The sequence below is a fragment of the Desulfitobacterium chlororespirans DSM 11544 genome (assembly GCF_900143285.1).
GTDB classification, from domain to species: Bacteria; Bacillota; Desulfitobacteriia; order Desulfitobacteriales; family Desulfitobacteriaceae; genus Desulfitobacterium; species Desulfitobacterium chlororespirans.
Genome location: NZ_FRDN01000012.1, coordinates 62,176 through 81,718, shown reverse-complemented (window position 1 = coordinate 81,718; position 19,543 = coordinate 62,176). Strand labels below are relative to the sequence as shown.

The window sequence follows — 19,543 nt, the reverse complement described above, 5'->3', positions numbered from 1 at the left end:
TAGATGTATAATACAAGTATTCTAAGAAACTATGTCCCTCTTCATCTTATCGTTGCTCCTCACATAAAGAAAACCCCGAAAGCACTGTTTTCGCACTTGTTGCCTTAAACACATGCTCACAAATGAGACGAAGTCGCTGGTTGCACTTATACCTTCTAAGCATAAGTGCAAAAAAACAGGAAGGACTCGCCTTCCTGTTACTCCCTCACTATCCCTTCAAGGATCTCAAAAACCATTTCCTGAGGGTAGCCTTTTTGCATAAGCTTTTGCCCGACCTTCTGTCTCAACATAAGTTCCCTGGGGATTTTCTCATAACTCTTTTTATGCCGGTAAGTACTCTCCCAGCGCCGGGATTCTTCAGCCCAAAGCCTTTGAGCATGTTTTCGGCAAAGCTCCGCCTCCTGTCCCGGTGAATAGGTTTCCCGCAAAGCCTGCTCTATGATAGCTTCCTCGATCCCCCGGCCTTTCAAATCATAGCTGATTTTCTTTTTGGCATAATTCGTTTGCTTGCTGAGGCAATAAGCACGGGCATACTCCTGATCGCTGAGATAGCCCCATTCTAAAAGCCTCTCGATGGCAGCTTCGATCTCATGACCTGGAAAGCCCTTCTTCGTCAGCCTTTGGCTGAGCTCGCAGCGTGTCAGCATCCTTCTCGATAAATAGGTTAAGGCGACATCCAATGCACCCTTCATCTTAGACGTCTTCCGGCTCCTCTTGGACATCCTCGGCAACCGGAGCGCTTACATTAGCAATGCTGGCCCGGATCCCTTGTTCGATTTCGGCGGCAATCTCAGGGTTCTTCTTTAAAAACTCCTTGACATTCTCTCTTCCCTGACCTAAGCGCTCACCTTTATAGGAGTACCAAGCTCCGGACTTATTAATGATATCTAACTCAGCGCCCACATCCACCATGCTGCCTTCACGGGAAATACCTTCTCCGTACATAATGTCAAATTCGGCTTGTTTAAAGGGCGGAGCCACTTTATTCTTAACAACCTTGACTTTGGTACGGTTGCCAATCATATCCTGACCTTGTTTCAAGGTATCCTGACGGCGTACTTCCAGACGGACGGAAGCATAGAATTTCAAAGCACGTCCACCGGTTGTGGTCTCTGGATTACCAAACATAATTCCTACTTTTTCCCGAATCTGGTTAATAAAAATGACACATGTATGACTCTTGCTGATGGCACCTGTCAATTTTCTCAGGGCTTGAGACATTAAGCGAGCGTGTAAGCCCACATGAGAATCTCCCATTTCCCCTTCAATCTCTGCTCGAGGGACAAGAGCCGCCACAGAGTCAATGATGATGACGTCGATGGCCCCACTGCGCACTAAGGCTTCGCAAATCTCCAGTGCCTGCTCACCTGTATCCGGTTGGGATACGAGAAGATTGTCGATGTTGACCCCTAAGGCCTTGGCATAGACTGGATCGAGAGCATGCTCCGCATCGATAAAAGCGGCTACACCGCCCAGCTTCTGGGCTTCTGCCGCAATATGCAAGGCGACGGTGGTCTTACCGGATGACTCAGGCCCATAGATTTCTATAACACGTCCTCGAGGCACTCCACCTACTCCAAGGGCTATATCAATGGCCAGGCAACCTGTCGGAATCACTTCCACTGCCATTTTGGCAGAAGCCTCCCCCAATCTCATAATCGACCCTTTTCCAAATTGCTTTTCAATCTGACTTAAAGCCGCATCCAGGGCTTTTAATTTATCGTTACCGGCCATCTCGTTTCCTCCTCAAGCGAATACTTTTAAATTTTTTACCACAAAAGACAAACATTTGTTCGATTTCCATTATACTTTTGCACGTGAAGCCTGTCAATCCTTTATTTAGAAGAAAATAACAGAGGGATTGATCACACTGGATGCAGGACGGATCATGCTCATCACCTCATGTTCCGTCCGCATTAGGAATTGCCCAAGTCTGAATCACTCCTTGGAGTTCGTCATAGCTTATCCCTATACTATAGCTGTCTTCCTGGCTTGGCAGGGTTCCTCGTGGAAATGTAACATCCAAATTATCGGGGAACAAAATAATGTACTCCGGCTTCAATGCAGCTTGCATTTCAGTCCGCAAAGCGGGAGCCCCAATATCAAATGTGTCTAAAAGCCGTTGCCGTGCTTCGCCCTCCGGTAAAGAGAACAATTCCCAGTTATTCAACACCTCTCCGGTTTCCCGGCTGAACACCGCACCTAAATGAACTTCCTGGGCCATTTGCCCATTAATGGGAAGGATGACCGATGTAAGAAAGCATATTATGCTGTCGTTAGACGCGGTGGGAACAATATCCTGACTGATGTAATGCTCACGGAATAATGTCCCCTTGTCTTGGCAAGCCAGATATTCAGCATAGGCATTTTCCAGTTCAGATGGGATGTTGTAGAGCAAGCCCTGTTCCTCATAAAATGCAGCAACAGCTCTCTGGGCAGGTTCGCTCAAATCATCGAAACTCTCCACTCCACCTACATAAACATTAGCCGGGCCGGTTGGGTCCTGAACGAGCAATAGTGTCGTTTCATCCGAAAGTTTGTAGGCAGCATGCCCAAAGGGGCCTCTTCTCCATAAGTTGACGCTCTCCCCGTCTGAGAATGTCATGACTTTCTCTTCAACCATTGCCCATTTTTCGGGTTCCTGCAGAGGTTGGCTGGAACAGCCTGTCAGCAGAAGCGAGCATAACAGTATAGTTATAGGAAGCCACTTTATTCTCACAAACAATCTCTCCCTTGCAGCCATCAAAGTAAAGATTACAGATCTGCCAAGTAGACACAGTAGTCCAAAATAACATTGCCTTGTTCATCCTTCTCGGTAAATCGCGGGCAGTTATATCTTTCGAAAAAATAAGCCCTGTTTTCATGATCGTTTTTAAAATTACCCATACCATTTTCCTGGAATCTAACAGCGCATTGCTCATGCATGCCATAGATGCCGCCCTCGTCCTCTTTGCCTTTAATCCAGCATACACCGATGGGGCCATCGTCCAAATCTATGTAATCATAGCCGCTGGGAACAGATGTATCTGAGGAAAAAAACAGACCAATCCAGTATTCGAAAGTGTTTTCAAAATTACTGCTGTCGCAGCGCATCAAGCCCAGGTAACCATTTTCAATATCCGGAGCCCCGCCCAGATTTCCAAGCTCTTCAAACCAGCCGTTTTGAAACCATTCCGCCCATTTGTGACCAAATCCACCAACTCTATCGGCATTAGTATAGCATTTGCCAATGAAACGCAATGAGGGCAGATGTTCTTTATAAACTTTGATGATCTCTGCCATTGTTCTTCAACCTTCTTTCATATCTTTATAACCTGATTAAATGAGAAATCTGCCAAAAAGAACAATTCAGGCTTTGATGGCAGATTTGGCAATGTCGCTCGTTTATATTCGTTTTCATCATTTCAGGGGATGCGACTTATTATTATAATCTTGCATTCATGCCGACTTTTTGTCAATGCATTTGTGTAAAATCCGGGCTTAGTTCAGTTATAGAACATCGACACCAATTTGTCCAGTTCCGGAATCGAGGTATTTGTTTCCCACTTGGAAACGGATTGACGTGATACTCCCCTCCTTAATTTTGATACTTGACAATTTAGCGACCGCCAGTTGCATCAGGGAACAAAAAGCCGCTGCTCAACGGACTTTACAGTCCGTTTGACAGCGGCCTATTGATTATTTTTGCGGAGGATAATGTATGCCACATCTATTTATCAGCACCCACATGAACTGCCAGTATCAAAACAATTTGTTTCACTTTTTCCTCCGCAGCCTCCAAACGCTCCGTAATGGGTGGAACGCTCGCCTGTTACCCTGAATGCGGAAGCGAAGCGGGTTTTGGCAAGCATGGCAGTTGTGTTGCCGCAAACCAAAAGCGGCTTGCCGGTAAAAAAGCGGTGATGGTCGTCAAGATCAAAAAAATGCGGGGAGCTGGGGATGCTGCCATTATAGACGGCAATCTGTCCATAATCTTCGCAAATATCCTCCAGGTCGTCTAATTTAAAGGCTCTGACTGTCCGCTCTGTAAAGTTTGCAAATCCCACTTTTTCTATGATCGCCTCATTATCCAAATCTATATTTCGGATAGATTTATAACGAAAATCGGTAAAGCCAACCCGCTGCATAATACGACGAAAATCCTCGTAATATAATGCACCGCCGATGCACTCGCCGCGCAATACCGGGTCAGCCGCAAGATATTCGGGTATGCGACGATCAGCAAATACATCTGAGAAATAAAGTTCCCCACCCGGCTTCAATACCCGCCAGATTTCTGCAAAGACCTTTTCCTTATCAGGAGAAAGATTGACAACGCAGTTCGAGATTACTATATCCACCGAAGAATCACTAATTCCGACCGTGCGTAAGTCCTCAATATAACCGTTCAAAAATTTCACGTTAGATTTTGCGTAGCCGAAGCGCTGGCGCTGTTCGTCCTCATATTTTCTTGCCACATCAAGCTGCTCCTGGGTCATATCAACGCCGATCACCTGCCCATACTCACCGACCAGCTGAGCTGCAACATATACGTCACGTCCACTGCCACATCCGAGATCAAGAACGGTCATGCCCTCAAGCAAGGGGGGTAACGGCGAGCCGCAGCCATAGTAGCGGTTGATAACCTCATCTGCTATCAAAGTGAGGGCTTTTTTTACTTCCTTTGGCATTGAGTCCGGCGAACAACAGCAGGCTTTGCTTTGCAAATCAGCTGTACTATGCAGAACTTTGCCGTAATACTCTTTGACATTTTCGATAACCTCATTCATAAGACACTCTCCTTTTCACAACACTTTTCATTTGCTCCTCCTGTGAGCATATGGGTTTCAGTTATGGCGTGCAGCAACACTAAGGCACGCTTTCTGCCATTTTCACTAATGGAATAGTAAGTCCATTTGCCTTCTTTCCGTGCAGAAATAACGCCGCTTTCCAGCAGAATCTTCATATGGTGGGAAAGGGTGGACTGTCCCACTTCTACCTCTTCAAGCAGCACACAGGCACATTTTTCACCGCTTTGGAGCATTTCCAAAATGGCAAGCCGGGTTTCATCGCAAAAGGCTTTGAACACTTTGGCGCTTTCCAAATGGTTTGTTTTCATACATAACGCTCCAATCTAAAATTTTCGATATGTTCATTATGTCTATCATATCGAAAAAAGTCAATATGTTTTGAAGTGTATTTCGCAATCTTCTAAAATGATTCTTTGAACTCCAAGCCGAAAATCAAACAGGACTGTCTTTCACTTCCGTAAAAAAACAGCCCTGTCTCTTTAGAGTTATAATGCAAAAAAGGGTTCTCATTTAAAGAGGAATCCAAACTATTTTTATTATTACTTCTCAAAACTTAATTGCCATGAGACACCGTATTTATCATTTACCCAACCGAATCTTGCACTAAACGGATAAGAGTCAAGGGGCATCAAGATTTGGCCGCCTTCCGAAAGCTTTTCAAACACCTTATCAATCTCTTCTTTACTATCACATGTTACATATAAGGATATCGCAGGGGTAAATGTAAATTCATGCTTGACATAGCTGTCTATACACATGTACTCTTGCCCGTTCAATGAAAATACAGCATGCATTACAGTACCCTCTTGACCGGCTTCATTCGCTCCATAACGGGTAATATTCACTATTTTAGAATTATCAAATAGCGAAATATAAAAGTTCATTGCCTCTTCAGCATTGCCATCTTGAAACATTAAGAAGGTAGTAATTTTTTGTTTTGAATTATTCATTTAGTTCTCTCCTTGATTTCATTCTCGACTACTTTTCAATCGGGTGTATCACATAGTCCTCCCTATTAATAGGAGCAATAAAACAAAACCCGTCCCCCAAAATCAAAGGTTCGGATTCCCAACTATCTGAGAAGATTTTTGTGTTGGAACGAAACCGATCTTCATTCCCTCGTTATCTCATATAATTTACTTATTGTTTTCCAATTACGTGCTGTTAAAGATACCTTCAGCTTGCCTAGCGACGTTGCGAGCTTTGAGTCCCTGATGCTTTCGTGACACAGCAAATAAATCTCGTTTGCCCCCAGCACCATCCGATCCCGTCCGGTATAGGTGCAGATGAGCCCATCAAATTGTTGGCGTATATCCGCCCCATCCAACAGATAAACATACAGGTGCTCCACGGCAGGGTTCGACGCCACCGCCTCGTTTATTTCTCCCTCGCTAAAGGGCAGGACCTCTACCATGTCGGCCATTTCCCGGGCGGTCCGCAGCATCACCGCGCACTCAAAGCCAAAGGCCGTAGAAAAGCCCTTTTGTATTTTCTGCATCGCTTGAGTTGCGTTATCTTCCGTATCAAACACGACGTTTCCACTTTGAATATAGGTTTGAACCTTTTGAAAACCAAGGTCGGAAAACAGCTTTTTTAGTTCCGTCATCTTCACGATATTTTTACCGCCGACATTGATACCTCAGTGTGCTATACCTTATGCCTGTTAATCTTACCAGCTCTCCAATTGTAACGTATGGAGAGGCCTTTTTCAAATCACAATCCCTGAAAAGCATCAGGGTGCATCCGAAATTCGTAATCGATTCCGAATTTCTCCCACCCTGGTAGGGAAGTGCGCTGGACAACAAAAAAGCCCCTGTTCAACGAACTTTACAGTCCGTTTGACAGCGGCCTCTTGTTTTTTATCTGGCTTTAGCCAGTTCCACGTTGACTTTCTTGAAAGTTACGTCAAAAAGATACATAACCGTTTCGCATTTTAAGAAGAATACAAACTAAATTTTCATTATTACTTATGAATGACGGTACTGCCTATATGCTGAATGTCAAGTGCAGTATCACTGAAGAGTTCTTCCGCCTTTATTATGCTCAACCAGATGAACTTTTCCGGCCTTTATAAAACAACCGACCCGTACTTATTATTAACGCAATAAATCCTAGTGCTTGTAACCAGGCAATTACAGCGTGTATCTCCAATCCACTGCGATACAGCCAGCCATGGAATATCCACCATAGGCGGATACCCGTTGCATATCGCAAATACGCATAAATGGATGCATACAGTACCCAACAACACCATAGGGCGGTATGTTTATTAACCGTCAGGCAAATTAGAGCACATACGAACAGAGGGGAACTTAAGAAAAGCGCGAACAGCAAATCGCCCAGAAGTGACAGGAGCAGGAATGCTACGAGGCCAAAGCCCAGAACAAAAAGGCCGACAATTTTTCGTGCGGGCAAGCTTTGGGGAGCGCGTATATCGGAAGCTGCGGTTTCGTGCTGCACGTCTTCCCCTTTTTCACCTCGGATCAATTCATCAAGAGAAATATTGAATACTACGCTCATCTTCACTAATTTGTCCAGTTCCGGAACCGAGGTATTTGTTTCCCATTTGGAAACGGATTGACGCGATACGTCCAACGTATTGGCCAAATCCCCTTGAGACATATTATTTTTCGTCCTGAGATTATATATACTTTCTCCCAGGTTCATAAAGCCCCTGCTTAACTTTGATACTCACATTTTACATTGCATTGTTACAAAAGTCGATCAATCCTGCTTGACAATTTAGCAACCGGCAGTTGCATGGGAAACGAAAAAGGCCGCTGTTCAACGGACTTTACAGCCAGTTTGACAGCGGCCTCTTGTTCTTTATCTGGCTTTAGCCGGTTCCACGTTGACCTTACGGCCTTTAATCATGTTCTGATGCATGCAGCTGAGAACCCGGCCGGCGTGTTGTTCCGGGACTTCCACAAAGGTAAATTTATCATAGATGTTGATCATCCCGATAATGTTGCCGGGTATTCCGCTTTCGTCAGCTATCCAACGGACGATGTCCTGAGGACGAACCTGTTGAAGACGGCCGATATTCATAAAGAGGCGGACCATACCGGGAGCTGCCCCAGTATTGCCAAAGGCAATATCATCTTCCTCTTCACTTCGCTCCTCAACACCCTCAACAGCAAATTTCAAAGCTGCTGCCGCTACATCCATGGAGTCGTACTCTTCCAACAAAGAGCCCACAATGGAACGATAGGTTCCCAGGTGGCTTCGCTGCAAAATCTTAACCAGCTGATTTTTGAGATTCTCCGCTTGCCGTTCACTGACATCGGCCAGGGTCGGTAATTCTTTGCGTACGATCCGGGTCTTGATCAAACGTTCGATCAAGCGGAGTTGACGGTATTCCCGGGAAGAAACCAAGGTAATAGCCTGGCCTTTTCTTCCTGCTCTGCCGGTACGCCCGATCCGATGGACATAAGATTCAGGATCCTGAGGAATATCGAAGTTAATAACATGAGTTACGTTATCGATATCCAGGCCCCGGGCTGCCACGTCAGTCGCCACCAGCAGCTCAACCTTGCCGTCACGGAACTTCTTCATGACCCGGTCTCTCTGCTGTTGGCTTAAATCACCATGCAAGGCGTCCGCAAAATATCCTCTTGCCTCTAAAGCAGCGACAAGTTCATCTACCCCTCTTTTGGTCCGACAAAAAATAATGGCTTGACCGATATCTTCCATATCAATAATCCGACAGAGGGCATCCACTTTAATTTTGTCCCTGGTTTCATAAAAGACCTGCTCAATCAAAGGCACAGTGAGCTCATCACGGCTTACGGCTACAGATTTAGGCTGGCGCATATAATTCTGAGCCAGTTTCTTAATTTCCGGCGGCATGGTGGCCGAGAAAAGCATCACTTGGCGCTCTTCTTTGGGAACTTGCTTAAGGATAGTTTCTATATCCTCGACAAAGCCCATATCCAGCATTTCGTCGGCTTCGTCCAAAACCACCATTTTTACATACTGCAGTTTTAGAGTTCCACGATTTAAATGATCAAGGATACGACCCGGGGTTCCTACAACCACCTGGCTGCCAAAGCGCAGCGCCCGGATCTGGCGGTCTATGGATTGACCTCCGTAAATGGGTAAGGGCTTAATATGGCGGTATTTCCCGATCTTGCTGATCTCTTCCGACACCTGAACGGCCAGTTCACGGGTTGGTGTCAGAATCAGGGCTTGAACCGCCTGAAACTTAGGGTTGATTTTTTCACAGATGGGAATCCCAAAGGCAGCAGTTTTACCGGTACCGGTTTGGGCCTGCCCAATTAAATCCATCCCATCCATAGCCACAGGAATAGCTGCTTTCTGAATCGGAGAGGGCTCCTCGAACCCCATTTCTGATAATGCTTGCAACACTTGCTTGCTTAAATTTATTTCACCAAAAGATTGTAAACGTTCTGCACTCAATTAAAAGTTAACCCCTTTCACTATTCAACATATAACGGCGAATCCAATCCAGGGCAGCTTGAACAGTAAGCTGACGGATCGAATCACGGCTTCCATGAAACTGAAACTTATTCGCTTTGACACCTTCCGAAGCAGCTAAGCCAATATAAACTAAGCCAACGGGCTTTTCCTGGCTTCCTCCTCCGGGTCCGGCGATTCCAGTAATACTAATACCAAGGTCGGCTTGGGTACGTTCCCTGATGCCTGCGGCCATCTCCCGTGCTGTCTCAGCACTGACAGCACCATAGTGGTGCAAAGTCTGGGAACTCACCCCCAAAAGACCTTCCTTCAGAGCGTTAGAGTAACTGATGACCCCGCCCAAATAGAAATCCGAACTTCCGGACTCTTGGGTAAGCTGTGCCCCCAAAAGTCCACCCGTACACGATTCCGCCGTGGCAAGAGTCAACCGATGTTTCTTTAAGCCCTTACTGACGAGTTCAAGCATGGTATCCTCATCCGTCCCGAATACCTTATCCCCGAGTCGCTCACGAATCACGCTTTCAGCTTGAGCGAGAATTGCTGCAGCTTCATCGGCATCCCCTCTGACTACTAAGCGGATATGCATTTCAGAATGCTTGCACAGCAAAGTCATGCCGGGCTCATGCCTTCCCATGAAATCCCGGAGCGTCTCTTCCAACTCCGATTCTCCCAAGCCCACAACCTTCATCACTCGAACGTACATTCTTGCCGAATCTCCCTGAGCTGTCTGCTCCAAAAATGGCCATACATAGTTCTTGAACATAGGCTCCATCTCCGTAGGAGGCCCCGGCAAGAGGATGATGGTCTTGTTATTCTTTTGGACAATAGCTCCCGGAGCCGTCCCACAGTGATTGGGAAGAATTTGAGATCCTTCAGGAAAGTATGCTTGTTTCTCTTCCGTTTTGGGCATTTGGCTGCCCCTCATGGCGAAAAACTCTTGAATTTTTTCGTGACTAGGCGGATCAAGAATCATGTTTAATCCAAAAATCTGCGCAATGAGCTCCTTGGAGAGATCGTCCTCTGTTGGCCCTGTCCCTCCGGTAATCATGAGCAGATCCGATCGTTCTATTCCTTGTTGGATTACCTTTTTCAACCGTTCCGGGTTGTCTCCAACCGTGGTATGGTAATCCACTTCAATTCCTAACTCAGATAACTTTCCTGTAAGATAGTGTGCACTCGTATTTAAGGTCTGTCCTAATAGTATTTCCGTTCCAGTTGCGATAATTTCAGCTTTCATGATATTTTATCACTCTCCCCACACAAACGCAAATATAAGTCATCGCTAATTTTGCCATATTGGGATAAACAGCATTCCTACTAAGATTATTTCTCTTCTTTGGGAAACTTATCCTCACAAAAAAAGTGGCAATTTCAGACGGAAATACAGCATTTTTCAGTAGTGGCTTCAAGCCCTTGTTGAAGGGTATGTATCCAGCCTTGCTTGACCGCTCTCGTTGATTCTTCACAACGGCACTGTCTATTTCACTGCCAGCAGATAGCTCTCGTCTATTCGACGACAGATTTCTTCAACCGGCACAGGAACATCAAGGATGATGGTGCACCAATGCTTTTTGTTCATGTGATATCCGGGATAGTATTTTTTATTATCTATTAGAGCCTCCAGCTCCTCCGGTTTAATGCGCAGATCAATGATTTCTACCACTTCATCTGACCCAATGCCCAGTTTTCGCTTTGAGACGGTAAGCAGAGCGCTGTACCACTTGCCAGTATCCTTTCTGCGCCAGATGGCATTTTCCGGGGATCTTTGCCACAAGAATTCAAGCTCATCGCCATAGGTATTGCGGACGTATTCAATCAATTTTTTGGCGTAGACCGATTTAAACACATTCGGCTCAAAACACTTATCTACAATATCCCTGAGAGTTTCTTCATATTGGCTTTTGACTTCACCAACAAAGCTGCCCGACACACCATCTGCAAGATGCAAGATATATGGTTCCCCAAAAGCCGGATCAATGATCTCGGTAGAAACCGCACCCTCCAGTGTGATGGTAACAGTCATTTTGAATTCACTGTGGGTCAACTTCGTGCAATAAACGTAGTCTGGGCCCTTTTGCACAAATCCGTAAGACGTGAGCTTTGGCAGACTAAGTTTTTTATTTTTGAAAATACTTTGGATAATATCTGTTATGTCACACACCTCCAAAATAAGTTTTACCATTCCATTATATAAATAACTTTTGCCCGAGGGCTGCCTCGCTAAATCCCTGTTTATCCATATAAACCAGCGATATATATGATATCATGCTTTTCAAAAAGACAAAAGATATCCCCCCTTTACGGGTCGATTCCCTTGCCAAACATAGCAAAATCAAAAGACATCCCGCTTGGGATGTCTTTGATTTTGGAACGAAAAGCAGAATTCAAACCGGCAACCTTATGAGTATGGATTAAGCGGCTTCCTCTTCAATCAGCAGGCGCAGCCTCTCTCCATTCAGAACTTCTTCAGTTTTCAGCACCTGAACCACTCTCTCCAGGATGCCCTTCTTATCAAGGATCACCTGGCGGGTCCTTTCTTCCAACTGTGCCAATATCTCGCGGGTAACCTGCTGGCGCTGATCGGCACCTAATTTGGCCACATCCACTACCCCAAGGCTGGACATCCCGGAGGCCAGCATCTTCTCCACCATATGCAAAGCCTGCTCATAGTCACCGGCAGCGCCTGTACTGCGTGCGCCCAGGATAGCTTCCTCGGCTATGGCTCCGGCCAGAGCGACCATAATCTGTTCTTCAATCATGGCCTGGGTGTAAAGATATAAATCATCTTTAGGATAGTGGCGCACATAACCTAAGGCGTTGCCCCGGGAGCGGATGGAGATTTGGGACACGGAATGGGGCCGTACAAATTCAGCAAGCAAAGCGTGGCCCCCTTCATGGATCGCTACCCGCTGCAACTCTTCATCCGTAGGCTTGCGATCCAGTTTTTCTCCTAAGAGCACCTTTTCCACAGCCTCCCGGAAATGAATCATGTTGACTTCCTGGGCATCATCCCTTAAAGCAAAGACTGCCGCTTCATTGGTCACACTTTCCAGATGAGCTCCGGAAAAATTATAGGTTTCCTGGGCAATCTGCTCCAGATCCACACAGGTGGCCAAGGGTTTGTTTTTCGTATGAATCCTGAGGATAGCCAGACGCCCTTCTTTATCCGGCAGGTCCACTTTGACCAGGCGATCGAAGCGTCCCGGACGCAAAAGAGCCGGGTCCAATGCTTCGGCGCGATTGGTGGCGGCAATCAGGAGAATTTGGGGACCTTGTTCATGGTTGCCCAGCCCATCCATTTCCACCAGCAGCTGGTTAAGGGTCTGATCGTATTCATGGTGGGAGACATTGCTGCCCCGTTTAGCCCCCAGAATATCCATCTCATCAATAAAGATGATCGCCCGATCCTTTTTTTCCTTTTTAGCTGATTCTCTGGCTTTTTTAAAGAGCTTCCTTACCCGCTCTGCCCCCACACCTGCGTACATTTCCACAAATTCACTGCCGGAAATGGCTAAGTAAACAGAATCCGTATAGCGGGCTGCCGCCTTTGCCAATAAGGTTTTTCCAGTTCCCGGCGGACCGGATAAAAGGATACCTTTCAAAGGCCGAATCCCCAGCTCCCTCATGCGTTCACTGTATAACAGAAAATCCAAGGCTTCCTGGAGTTCTTTTTTCGCGGCATTTTGACCGCCTATGTCTTCAAAGTCAACCGTGCTGCCGGAAATTCGGATGCCTTTTTCGGAACCTCCCACCATGGACCGGGGCATGAATTTCCAGAAAGCGACACCCAAAAGCACTAAAAGCCCGATAGGTAAAACATTATACCCGGCAACCCAAAGATAAAGGAACAAGCCTATGCCAACACCGATTGCGATATCCTTAGCCAATCCCATTCTCTCTCCTCCTTCCCAACTATCACTGCAAGAAGCCTCGCTCAATGCGCGCTTGTATAATCCTTGCCCACACTGGGCAGGAATGTTCCTTGCCCATGTCTCTCTATAACAGAAACCAATTGATGTTCCCCCTGGGTCAAGACGAGATAAATTCCTTCATTATCCATAGTCAGATTCATCATCACTCCGGCTTGCTCAGCCTGTGCGGCAAGAGTTTCCCGCATTTGCGTAAAATTTCCCATAGCCATTCCCTCTTGAATAGCAAATTGCATCTGCTGATACACTTCTTCCAATTCAGGCGTTCGTTGATCCACCAGACGGATGGGGTGTGTTCCGGAAATTGCCTTCAATTGAGTGCAAAGAGTTTGCAGATTGGTTACCTGGCCGGTATTGACCAGCATTTCCGAAGCACTTTGCTTATCCAGTATCTCCGCCGATAGCACCCCTGGAATCTGTTGACTTTCTTTAATCAGAGAACCTTCCAGCCATTTATTCTCATATAAAAGCTTACCGCTTAATAATAATCCGAAAATAAGCATACTTACTAAGCTGATGATGGTGATCCGCTGCTTAGTCATAAAGCGCCTCCACTCCCTTGTAATTTATAGAATTCCAAAATGTATCTATCATTCCTCTATAGATGCAGACTCAAATATATCAAAAAACGTATACTCATTTACCTCAATATTATAGCACGTCTGATGGACTATTTTTTCAGGCAATTCATGCCAATAATGCTAAAGAAAACCTGACTTCGCCCGAAGACACTATCGACCCGCTTGTTTGCCTTTAATCCATACCCGCCAATGAGGCGAAGTCGCTGGTTTCGCTTATGCTTAGAAAGTATATAATGCAAGCTTATACTTTCTAAGCATAAGCGAAAAAAAGCTTAGAAATAAGAACAGAGTTTTCCATCCCTTGGAAAACTCTGTTCTTTATTTTGGGATTTTATTTTTTCAAAAGCTTCTTTGATTTTACTAAATAATCCACACCCGAAACAATCGTAAAGAAAAGGGCGACATAGAGAAGCGGCTGTCCCAGATAGAGGTTGAAGAGAGATAAAGGCCAATCATGGAGCAGAATCAGGGAAATGGCCAAAACCTGGGATACCGTTTTAATCTTGCCCAGTTTGCTGGCCGCGATCACGGTACCATCAGCAGAGGCTATAGCTCTCAACCCTGTCACTGCGAACTCCCGGGCCAGAATAATCCAGCAAATCCACGCCGGCACATCCCCTAAGTCCACCAGTGCAATTAAAGCTGCCGAAACCAAAAGTTTATCGGCCAGGGGGTCCATAAATTTTCCCAGAACTGTAACCTGGCCTCTTTTACGGGCGATATAGCCATCCAAGCCATCCGTTGCAGCTGCCACGATGAAGATCATCGCCGCCACAAAATCCTGATGAGGAAAAATCGGCTGACCTTTAGGAAATTGGATGAGCAACAAGGCCATAAAGATAGGTATTAATATGATCCGCGCCATTGTGAGTTGATTGGGTAAATTCACTGCACAACCTCTCCCATTAAATCGTAGCTATCTGCTCCGGTAATCTTAACCAGTACAAAGTCCCCGATTTCAAGTTCCCCAGGTGAATCAACATAGACGACACCGTCGATCTCCGGAGCATCCCCTTCACTGCGGCCGACCCAGCGTTGATCCGGCAAGGCTTCTTCGATAAGAACCTTTAGGGTCTGCCCTACCCATCTCTGCTGCTGCTGGTAAGCGATATCGTGCTGCAGCTCCATGAGTTGATCACGCCGCTGTTGACGAATTTCCTCAGGCACCTGGTCCTCCCTTTGGGCGGCCGGAGTAGATTCCTCCTGGGAATAGGCAAAGGCTCCTAAGCGGTCAAAGCGGATTTTCTTAGCAAAATCTACAACAGCTTGAAACTCTTCTTCCGTTTCGCCGGGAAAACCGGTAATCATGGTTGTGCGAAGACGAATGTCAGGGATTTCCCGGCGCAATTTATGAATTAATCCTTCAGCATCCCGGATCGTACCCCGCCGATTCATTTCAGCCAGGACTTTATCATGAGCGTGTTGCAGGGGAAGATCGAGATAACGGCAAACTTTGGGCGTTTCCTTCATGACTGTGATCAGCTCATCCGTAAACAATTCCGGATAACAATACATAAGGCGAATCCACTCTATTCCTTCAATCCTGGCAATCTCTTTGATCAAGGAAGGCAGCCTATATTCACCATAGCGGTCCTTGCCATAGCGGGTAGTATCCTGAGCGATCAGTAAAACCTCTTTTACCCCTTCGGAAGCCATGGCTTCTACTTCGCGAAGGATGGATTCCTGGGTCCGGCTGCGAAAATGGCCCCGCACATGAGGAATGATGCAATAAGTGCAATAATTATCGCACCCCTCCGCTACTTTAACATAGGCATATTGCTTAGGGGATAAACGGACACGGGGCATGGTTTCATCATAGATAAAGGCCGGAGCCTCAGGGCTGATTCTCCTGACCTTGCTCTTCTCTGCTTCCTCAAGGGTCTCCAGAATCTCTGCGACATTCCCGGTCCCCATGATCCCATCCAGTTCGGGGATTTCACCTAAGAGCTCATCACCGTAACGTTGAGCTAAACACCCTGTGGCCACTAGAGTCTGACACTGTCCTTCTTCCTTATATTGAGACATCTGGAGAATCATATCGATGGACTCAGCCTTAGCACTTTCAATAAAAGTACAGGTATTGATAATGATAATATCTGCCTGCTCCGGCTCATTCACGATCTGGTATTTTGTCATCATATGACCGGTCATGATTTCACTATCGACTTGATTCTTCGGACATCCTAAAGTCACGACAGCAACTTTTTTGTTCAATGTCTGCACCTCTGCATATCATCATTTCTTCAAAACTCTTTTTCCGGCACTGTCAGAAAGTATAAGCTTGCACTGTATACTTTCTTTAAAATCTTGATTTGTGTGTAATTACTAATCTAGTATAAACTAATATTTCCCTAAGTGTCAAAACTAATTATCCTTGGTTCCGGTCTTAGGCAACACTTTTATTGCTAAAACCTGGCAATATTAGCAAGAGAGGCTTAGCAACTATTCCCTTTAATTTTCAAATGGATTACAGTAGAATGATGTGAGTAAGCTCTCTGGACAATATTACATAGTATAATAATCATTGCGAGGTGCTCAGTTTGTTAAACGATACTCTTTCACCTGTCGATCAATGCGGATGTGGGGATACAGGCTATTTAACCTCCCGCACCCTTCCCATCGCCCTCGATCATGGCGCTGGTAAAGTCATCAATGTACCTGTCTATTCCTGTGGGAGTTCCATGTGTGACGAATACCGCATCCCTTCGGCCGTGGCTTCCCGTCTCGATGAATTAGCCGAAGAAATGGAAGCAAAAGGAGTGCTTGTCATGGCTTTCTCCTGGGAAGCCTCTCCTGAGGACACCCTTGGGTATCAGGATTCACTGAGCCAAGGGTTTATATGGAAGTTCCAGAACCGCTCTTATGAAGATGCCCGGGTTCTTTTCGTAATCAATGGCGATACCTTGGTTCTGCAAAGTAAATTGGACCCCACTGAGTATTATCTTCTCAAGCGTCTCGAAGAAAGCAAGGACGGAGTTTTCTTTTCCTTCTCCAAATTTATCGAGGAGGATGAGGAGCTAACCTATGAAAAATATATAGAATTGGAACCTTCCTTTCAGAAAGAGCTGGGGGTTGTCAAAATGGAAGAAGTTGAGGACATGCTGAGCGAAGAGTTCGGGGAGCTCTGTGATTAAAAGCCTCACTGCTGATGGATAAAAAACATTGCCCGGGTCGCGTAGCTTTACGCCCAACGCGCACTCCATAGCTCCAGGGCTGGTCAACTCGCTTTCTTAACAGCTACGCCAAACCCCGCTGTTTTCTGCATGTAAACCAGTGGCTACGCTATGTTGAGAAAGCTTCATTGACCTGACCGCCCTTCCGCTAAATCCGTTCGCTTTTGTGCGCAAAGCTACTCTTATGGGGCTTTTTAGTTCTTCTTGTGGGGCTTTTGCCGCGCGGCTGAGCGGCGGAAGGGGCGTTTTTCCCGCTCGGGCCTAAGCTCTTTTTATACTGGGAGCGGGGGCGAATCAGACATTTAGGGCCATGGCCGATCAAGTCCTCCCGCTGGGCTGATTTCAGTGCCTTCTCCACCAAATCGTAATTCTTCGGGTTTCGGTATTGAATCAAGGCTCTTTGCATAGCCTTCTCCTCCATGGTCCGGGGTACATAGATCTTTTCCATGGTGCGGGGATCCAGCCCGGTATAATACATACAGGTGGATAAGCTGCCCGGAGTGGGAATAAAGTCTTGAACCTGCTCTGGGTTGACTCCCATATCCCGAACATATTCCGCCAGTTCGATGGCTTCTCTTAAGCCGCTGCCCGGATGAGAGGACATGAGATAGGGCACCAGGTACTGCTTTTTGCCAAGGTCTTCATTGATCGTTTTAAACTCATGGGCAAAACGCTCGTAGACTTTTTTCCCCGGCTTGCCCATCCTTTTCAATACCTTTTCGCTGATATGCTCGGGAGCAACTTTAAGCTGCCCACTTACGTGATGCTCACACAGTTCCCGCAAGAAGGATGTGTTTTTATCCGCCAGGACGGCATCATAGCGAATTCCGGAACGCACAAAGACTTTTTTAACCTTAGGCAGATTGCGCAAGCGGCGCAGGAGATCGATATATTCTGTGTGATCCACATCCGCCTTGGCACAAGGAGCAGGAAAGAGGCATTGCTTATGGGGGCATGCTCCGCGTTTAAGTTGGGCTGGGCAGGCTGGGCGGCGGAAATTGGCCGTGGGTCCCCCTACATCATGGATATAGCCTTTAAAGCGCGGACTCCAGGTCAACTGCTCTGCTTCTCTGACGATGGACTCGGCACTCCGTCCCTGGATAATCCGCCCCTGATGGAAGGTCAGGGCGCAGAAAGAGCATCCTCCATAACATCCCCGGGAGCTGACCAAGCTGAATTCCACTTCTTCAATGGCCGGGACTCCGCCTGCTCCCTCATAGACAGGGTGATAGGACCCAACATAGGGCAAAGCATAGACTCCGTCCATCTCGGATTGAGTCAAAGGATAGGCTGGAGGATACTGAATAACCCCGACCTGCCCATGGCTTTGATACATAGCTTTGCCATAATAGGGGTCCTGCTGATTATATTGCGCCCAGAAGCTTTCCGCATACTTCCGCTTATCTCCGACCACCTCCTGATAAGCAGGAAGCTGGATGATTCCTTCCGGAAGGTCCTTTTTCCAAGGAACCATGGTCCCTCTAACTCCTTGAACCTCAGCAATGGGTTCCCCGTCGTTTAAGGCATGGGCCACCTCCGCGATCGCATTTTCCCCCATGCCAAACACAAGCAAATCCCCCTGGCTGTCTAACAGGATGGAGCGCTTAACCTTATCACTCCAAAAATCGTAGTGGGCAAATCGCCTTAAGGAGCTTTCGATACCGCCGATAATCACCGGCAATCCGGGAAAAGCTTCACGGACTTTGTTGGTATAGACAATGGTGGCATGATCGGGACGTAACCCTGCCTGACCTCCCGGGGAATAGACATCTTTTTGACGCCGCTTCTTGGCCGCCGTATAATGGTTGACCATGGAATCAAGATTCCCGCCGGACACCAGGCAGGCCAGGCGAGGTCTGCCCAAAACTTGAAAGGCTTTCACATCACGCCAATTGGGTTGGGCAATAATGCCCACTTTATAGCCATGCTTCTCCAGCACCCGGGATATTATGGCAATACCGAAGCTGGGATGATCCACATAGGCATCTCCTGTAATAAGCAGGAAATCCAGCTCTTCCCAGCCTCGTTTTTTCATGTCCTGCCTGCTGATCGGTAGAAATTGGGGGATTTTAATCGGACTCACTCCTTAAACTAGTGAAATCAAAAACTCCCACAAGTGTGGGAGGTGTGAATGGTTTTAACGATAGTTGATAAATTGAAGGTCGATACCCAGGTCTTGTCTGCGCAATAAGGCGATGACTTCCTGTAAATCGTCTCTATTCTTACCTGTGACACGAACCTGATCTCCCTGGATCGAGCTGGATACTTTAATTTTGCTGTCTTTGATGATTTTATTGATCTCTTTTCCTTTATCCTGAGATATTCCTTGAACAAGCTTGACTTCCTGGCGGACCGTATCGCCGGCTGCCGGCTGAACCTTGCCATATTCCAGAGCTTTAAGAGAAACCTGCCGCTTAACCAGCTTGCTCTCCAAAATATCAATGACGTTGCGGAGTTTAAAGTCATCGTCAGAAACCAGTATAATTTTCTCGTCCTGCAGTTCAAGGGAAGATTTACTGTTTTTAAAATCAAAACGCTGTTCAATTTCTTTTTGCGCTTGGTGAACCGCATTGATTACTTCCTGTATCTCCACTTTAGAAACGATATCAAATGATGAATCCTTGGCCACGAAT

The 19,543-nt window shown here is 46.5% G+C and carries 19 protein-coding genes; 1 reads left to right on the top strand and 18 read right to left on the bottom strand.

Features of this window, described 5'->3' with window-relative positions:
* Positions 1-197 precede the first annotated feature (197 nt).
* From BUA14_RS18630 to rimO, 16 genes are all read right to left on the bottom strand, one after another.
* Positions 198-692 (bottom strand): regulatory protein RecX, encoded by a 495-nt coding sequence (locus BUA14_RS18630; protein WP_072773968.1) that lies wholly within the window; start codon positions 690-692, stop codon positions 198-200.
* A gap of 1 nt (position 693) precedes the next feature.
* Positions 694-1,734: a recombinase RecA gene (recA, locus tag BUA14_RS18625; RefSeq protein ID WP_072773967.1), complete on the bottom strand. Its 1,041-nt coding sequence runs from the start codon at positions 1,732-1,734 to the stop codon at positions 694-696.
* Between the two features lie 166 nt (positions 1,735-1,900).
* Positions 1,901-2,719 (bottom strand): hypothetical protein, encoded by an 819-nt coding sequence (locus tag BUA14_RS18615; protein ID WP_072773966.1) that lies wholly within the window; start codon positions 2,717-2,719, stop codon positions 1,901-1,903.
* 35 nt (positions 2,720-2,754) lie between these two features.
* Positions 2,755-3,282 (bottom strand): hypothetical protein, encoded by a 528-nt coding sequence (locus BUA14_RS18610; protein WP_072773965.1) that lies wholly within the window; start codon positions 3,280-3,282, stop codon positions 2,755-2,757.
* A 434-nt stretch (positions 3,283-3,716) separates the two neighbouring features.
* Positions 3,717-4,769 (bottom strand): methyltransferase domain-containing protein, encoded by a 1,053-nt coding sequence (locus tag BUA14_RS18605; RefSeq protein ID WP_072773964.1) that lies wholly within the window; start codon positions 4,767-4,769, stop codon positions 3,717-3,719.
* Positions 4,766-5,098: an ArsR/SmtB family transcription factor gene (locus BUA14_RS18600; protein ID WP_072773963.1), complete on the bottom strand. Its 333-nt coding sequence runs from the start codon at positions 5,096-5,098 to the stop codon at positions 4,766-4,768. The genes BUA14_RS18605 and BUA14_RS18600 overlap by 4 nt, the downstream gene beginning before the upstream one ends.
* Positions 5,099-5,329: 231 nt before the next feature.
* The gene (locus BUA14_RS18595) at positions 5,330-5,740 is read right to left on the bottom strand and encodes a VOC family protein (protein ID WP_072773962.1); all 411 of its coding nucleotides are present in this window, start codon (positions 5,738-5,740) and stop codon (positions 5,330-5,332) included.
* Between the two features lie 161 nt (positions 5,741-5,901).
* On the bottom strand, positions 5,902-6,396 hold the full coding sequence (locus BUA14_RS18590; protein WP_072774091.1) for a DUF1697 domain-containing protein: 495 nt from the start codon (positions 6,394-6,396) through the stop codon (positions 5,902-5,904).
* A gap of 437 nt (positions 6,397-6,833) precedes the next feature.
* Positions 6,834-7,457, bottom strand: coding sequence for a helix-turn-helix domain-containing protein (locus tag BUA14_RS18580; protein ID WP_072773961.1), 624 nt, complete (start codon positions 7,455-7,457; stop codon positions 6,834-6,836).
* A 159-nt stretch (positions 7,458-7,616) separates the two neighbouring features.
* Positions 7,617-9,209, bottom strand: coding sequence for a DEAD/DEAH box helicase (locus BUA14_RS18575; RefSeq protein WP_072773960.1), 1,593 nt, complete (start codon positions 9,207-9,209; stop codon positions 7,617-7,619).
* Between the two features lie 7 nt (positions 9,210-9,216).
* Complete coding sequence (locus BUA14_RS18570; protein ID WP_072773959.1) at positions 9,217-10,464, bottom strand: competence/damage-inducible protein A; 1,248 nt, start codon at positions 10,462-10,464, stop codon at positions 9,217-9,219.
* A 240-nt stretch (positions 10,465-10,704) separates the two neighbouring features.
* Positions 10,705-11,250, bottom strand: coding sequence for an MmcQ/YjbR family DNA-binding protein (locus BUA14_RS18565; protein WP_207649556.1), 546 nt, complete (start codon positions 11,248-11,250; stop codon positions 10,705-10,707).
* Positions 11,251-11,638: 388 nt separating this feature from the next.
* Positions 11,639-13,120 (bottom strand): AAA family ATPase, encoded by a 1,482-nt coding sequence (locus BUA14_RS18560; protein WP_072773957.1) that lies wholly within the window; start codon positions 13,118-13,120, stop codon positions 11,639-11,641.
* A gap of 41 nt (positions 13,121-13,161) precedes the next feature.
* Positions 13,162-13,698, bottom strand: coding sequence for a hypothetical protein (locus BUA14_RS18555; protein WP_072773956.1), 537 nt, complete (start codon positions 13,696-13,698; stop codon positions 13,162-13,164).
* A gap of 370 nt (positions 13,699-14,068) precedes the next feature.
* Positions 14,069-14,626, bottom strand: a complete 558-nt coding sequence (gene pgsA, locus BUA14_RS18550; protein ID WP_072773955.1) for a CDP-diacylglycerol--glycerol-3-phosphate 3-phosphatidyltransferase — start codon at positions 14,624-14,626, stop codon at positions 14,069-14,071.
* Complete coding sequence (rimO, locus tag BUA14_RS18545; protein ID WP_072773954.1) at positions 14,623-15,951, bottom strand: 30S ribosomal protein S12 methylthiotransferase RimO; 1,329 nt, start codon at positions 15,949-15,951, stop codon at positions 14,623-14,625. Before rimO ends, pgsA begins: the two co-directional genes overlap by 4 nt.
* Positions 15,952-16,268: 317 nt before the next feature.
* On the opposite strand from rimO, the gene BUA14_RS18540 reads away from it, so the two are divergent.
* Positions 16,269-16,871 carry a hypothetical protein gene (locus tag BUA14_RS18540; protein WP_072773953.1) on the top strand — a complete coding sequence of 201 codons (603 nt, stop codon included), beginning with the start codon at positions 16,269-16,271 and terminating at the stop codon, positions 16,869-16,871.
* A gap of 187 nt (positions 16,872-17,058) precedes the next feature.
* Here BUA14_RS18540 and BUA14_RS18535 read toward each other — a convergent pair whose 3' ends face one another.
* Positions 17,059-18,993 carry a YgiQ family radical SAM protein gene (locus BUA14_RS18535; protein ID WP_072773952.1) on the bottom strand — a complete coding sequence of 645 codons (1,935 nt, stop codon included), beginning with the start codon at positions 18,991-18,993 and terminating at the stop codon, positions 17,059-17,061.
* A gap of 54 nt (positions 18,994-19,047) precedes the next feature.
* Complete coding sequence (locus BUA14_RS18530; RefSeq protein ID WP_072773951.1) at positions 19,048-19,539, bottom strand: YajQ family cyclic di-GMP-binding protein; 492 nt, start codon at positions 19,537-19,539, stop codon at positions 19,048-19,050.
* Positions 19,540-19,543 lie beyond the last annotated feature (4 nt).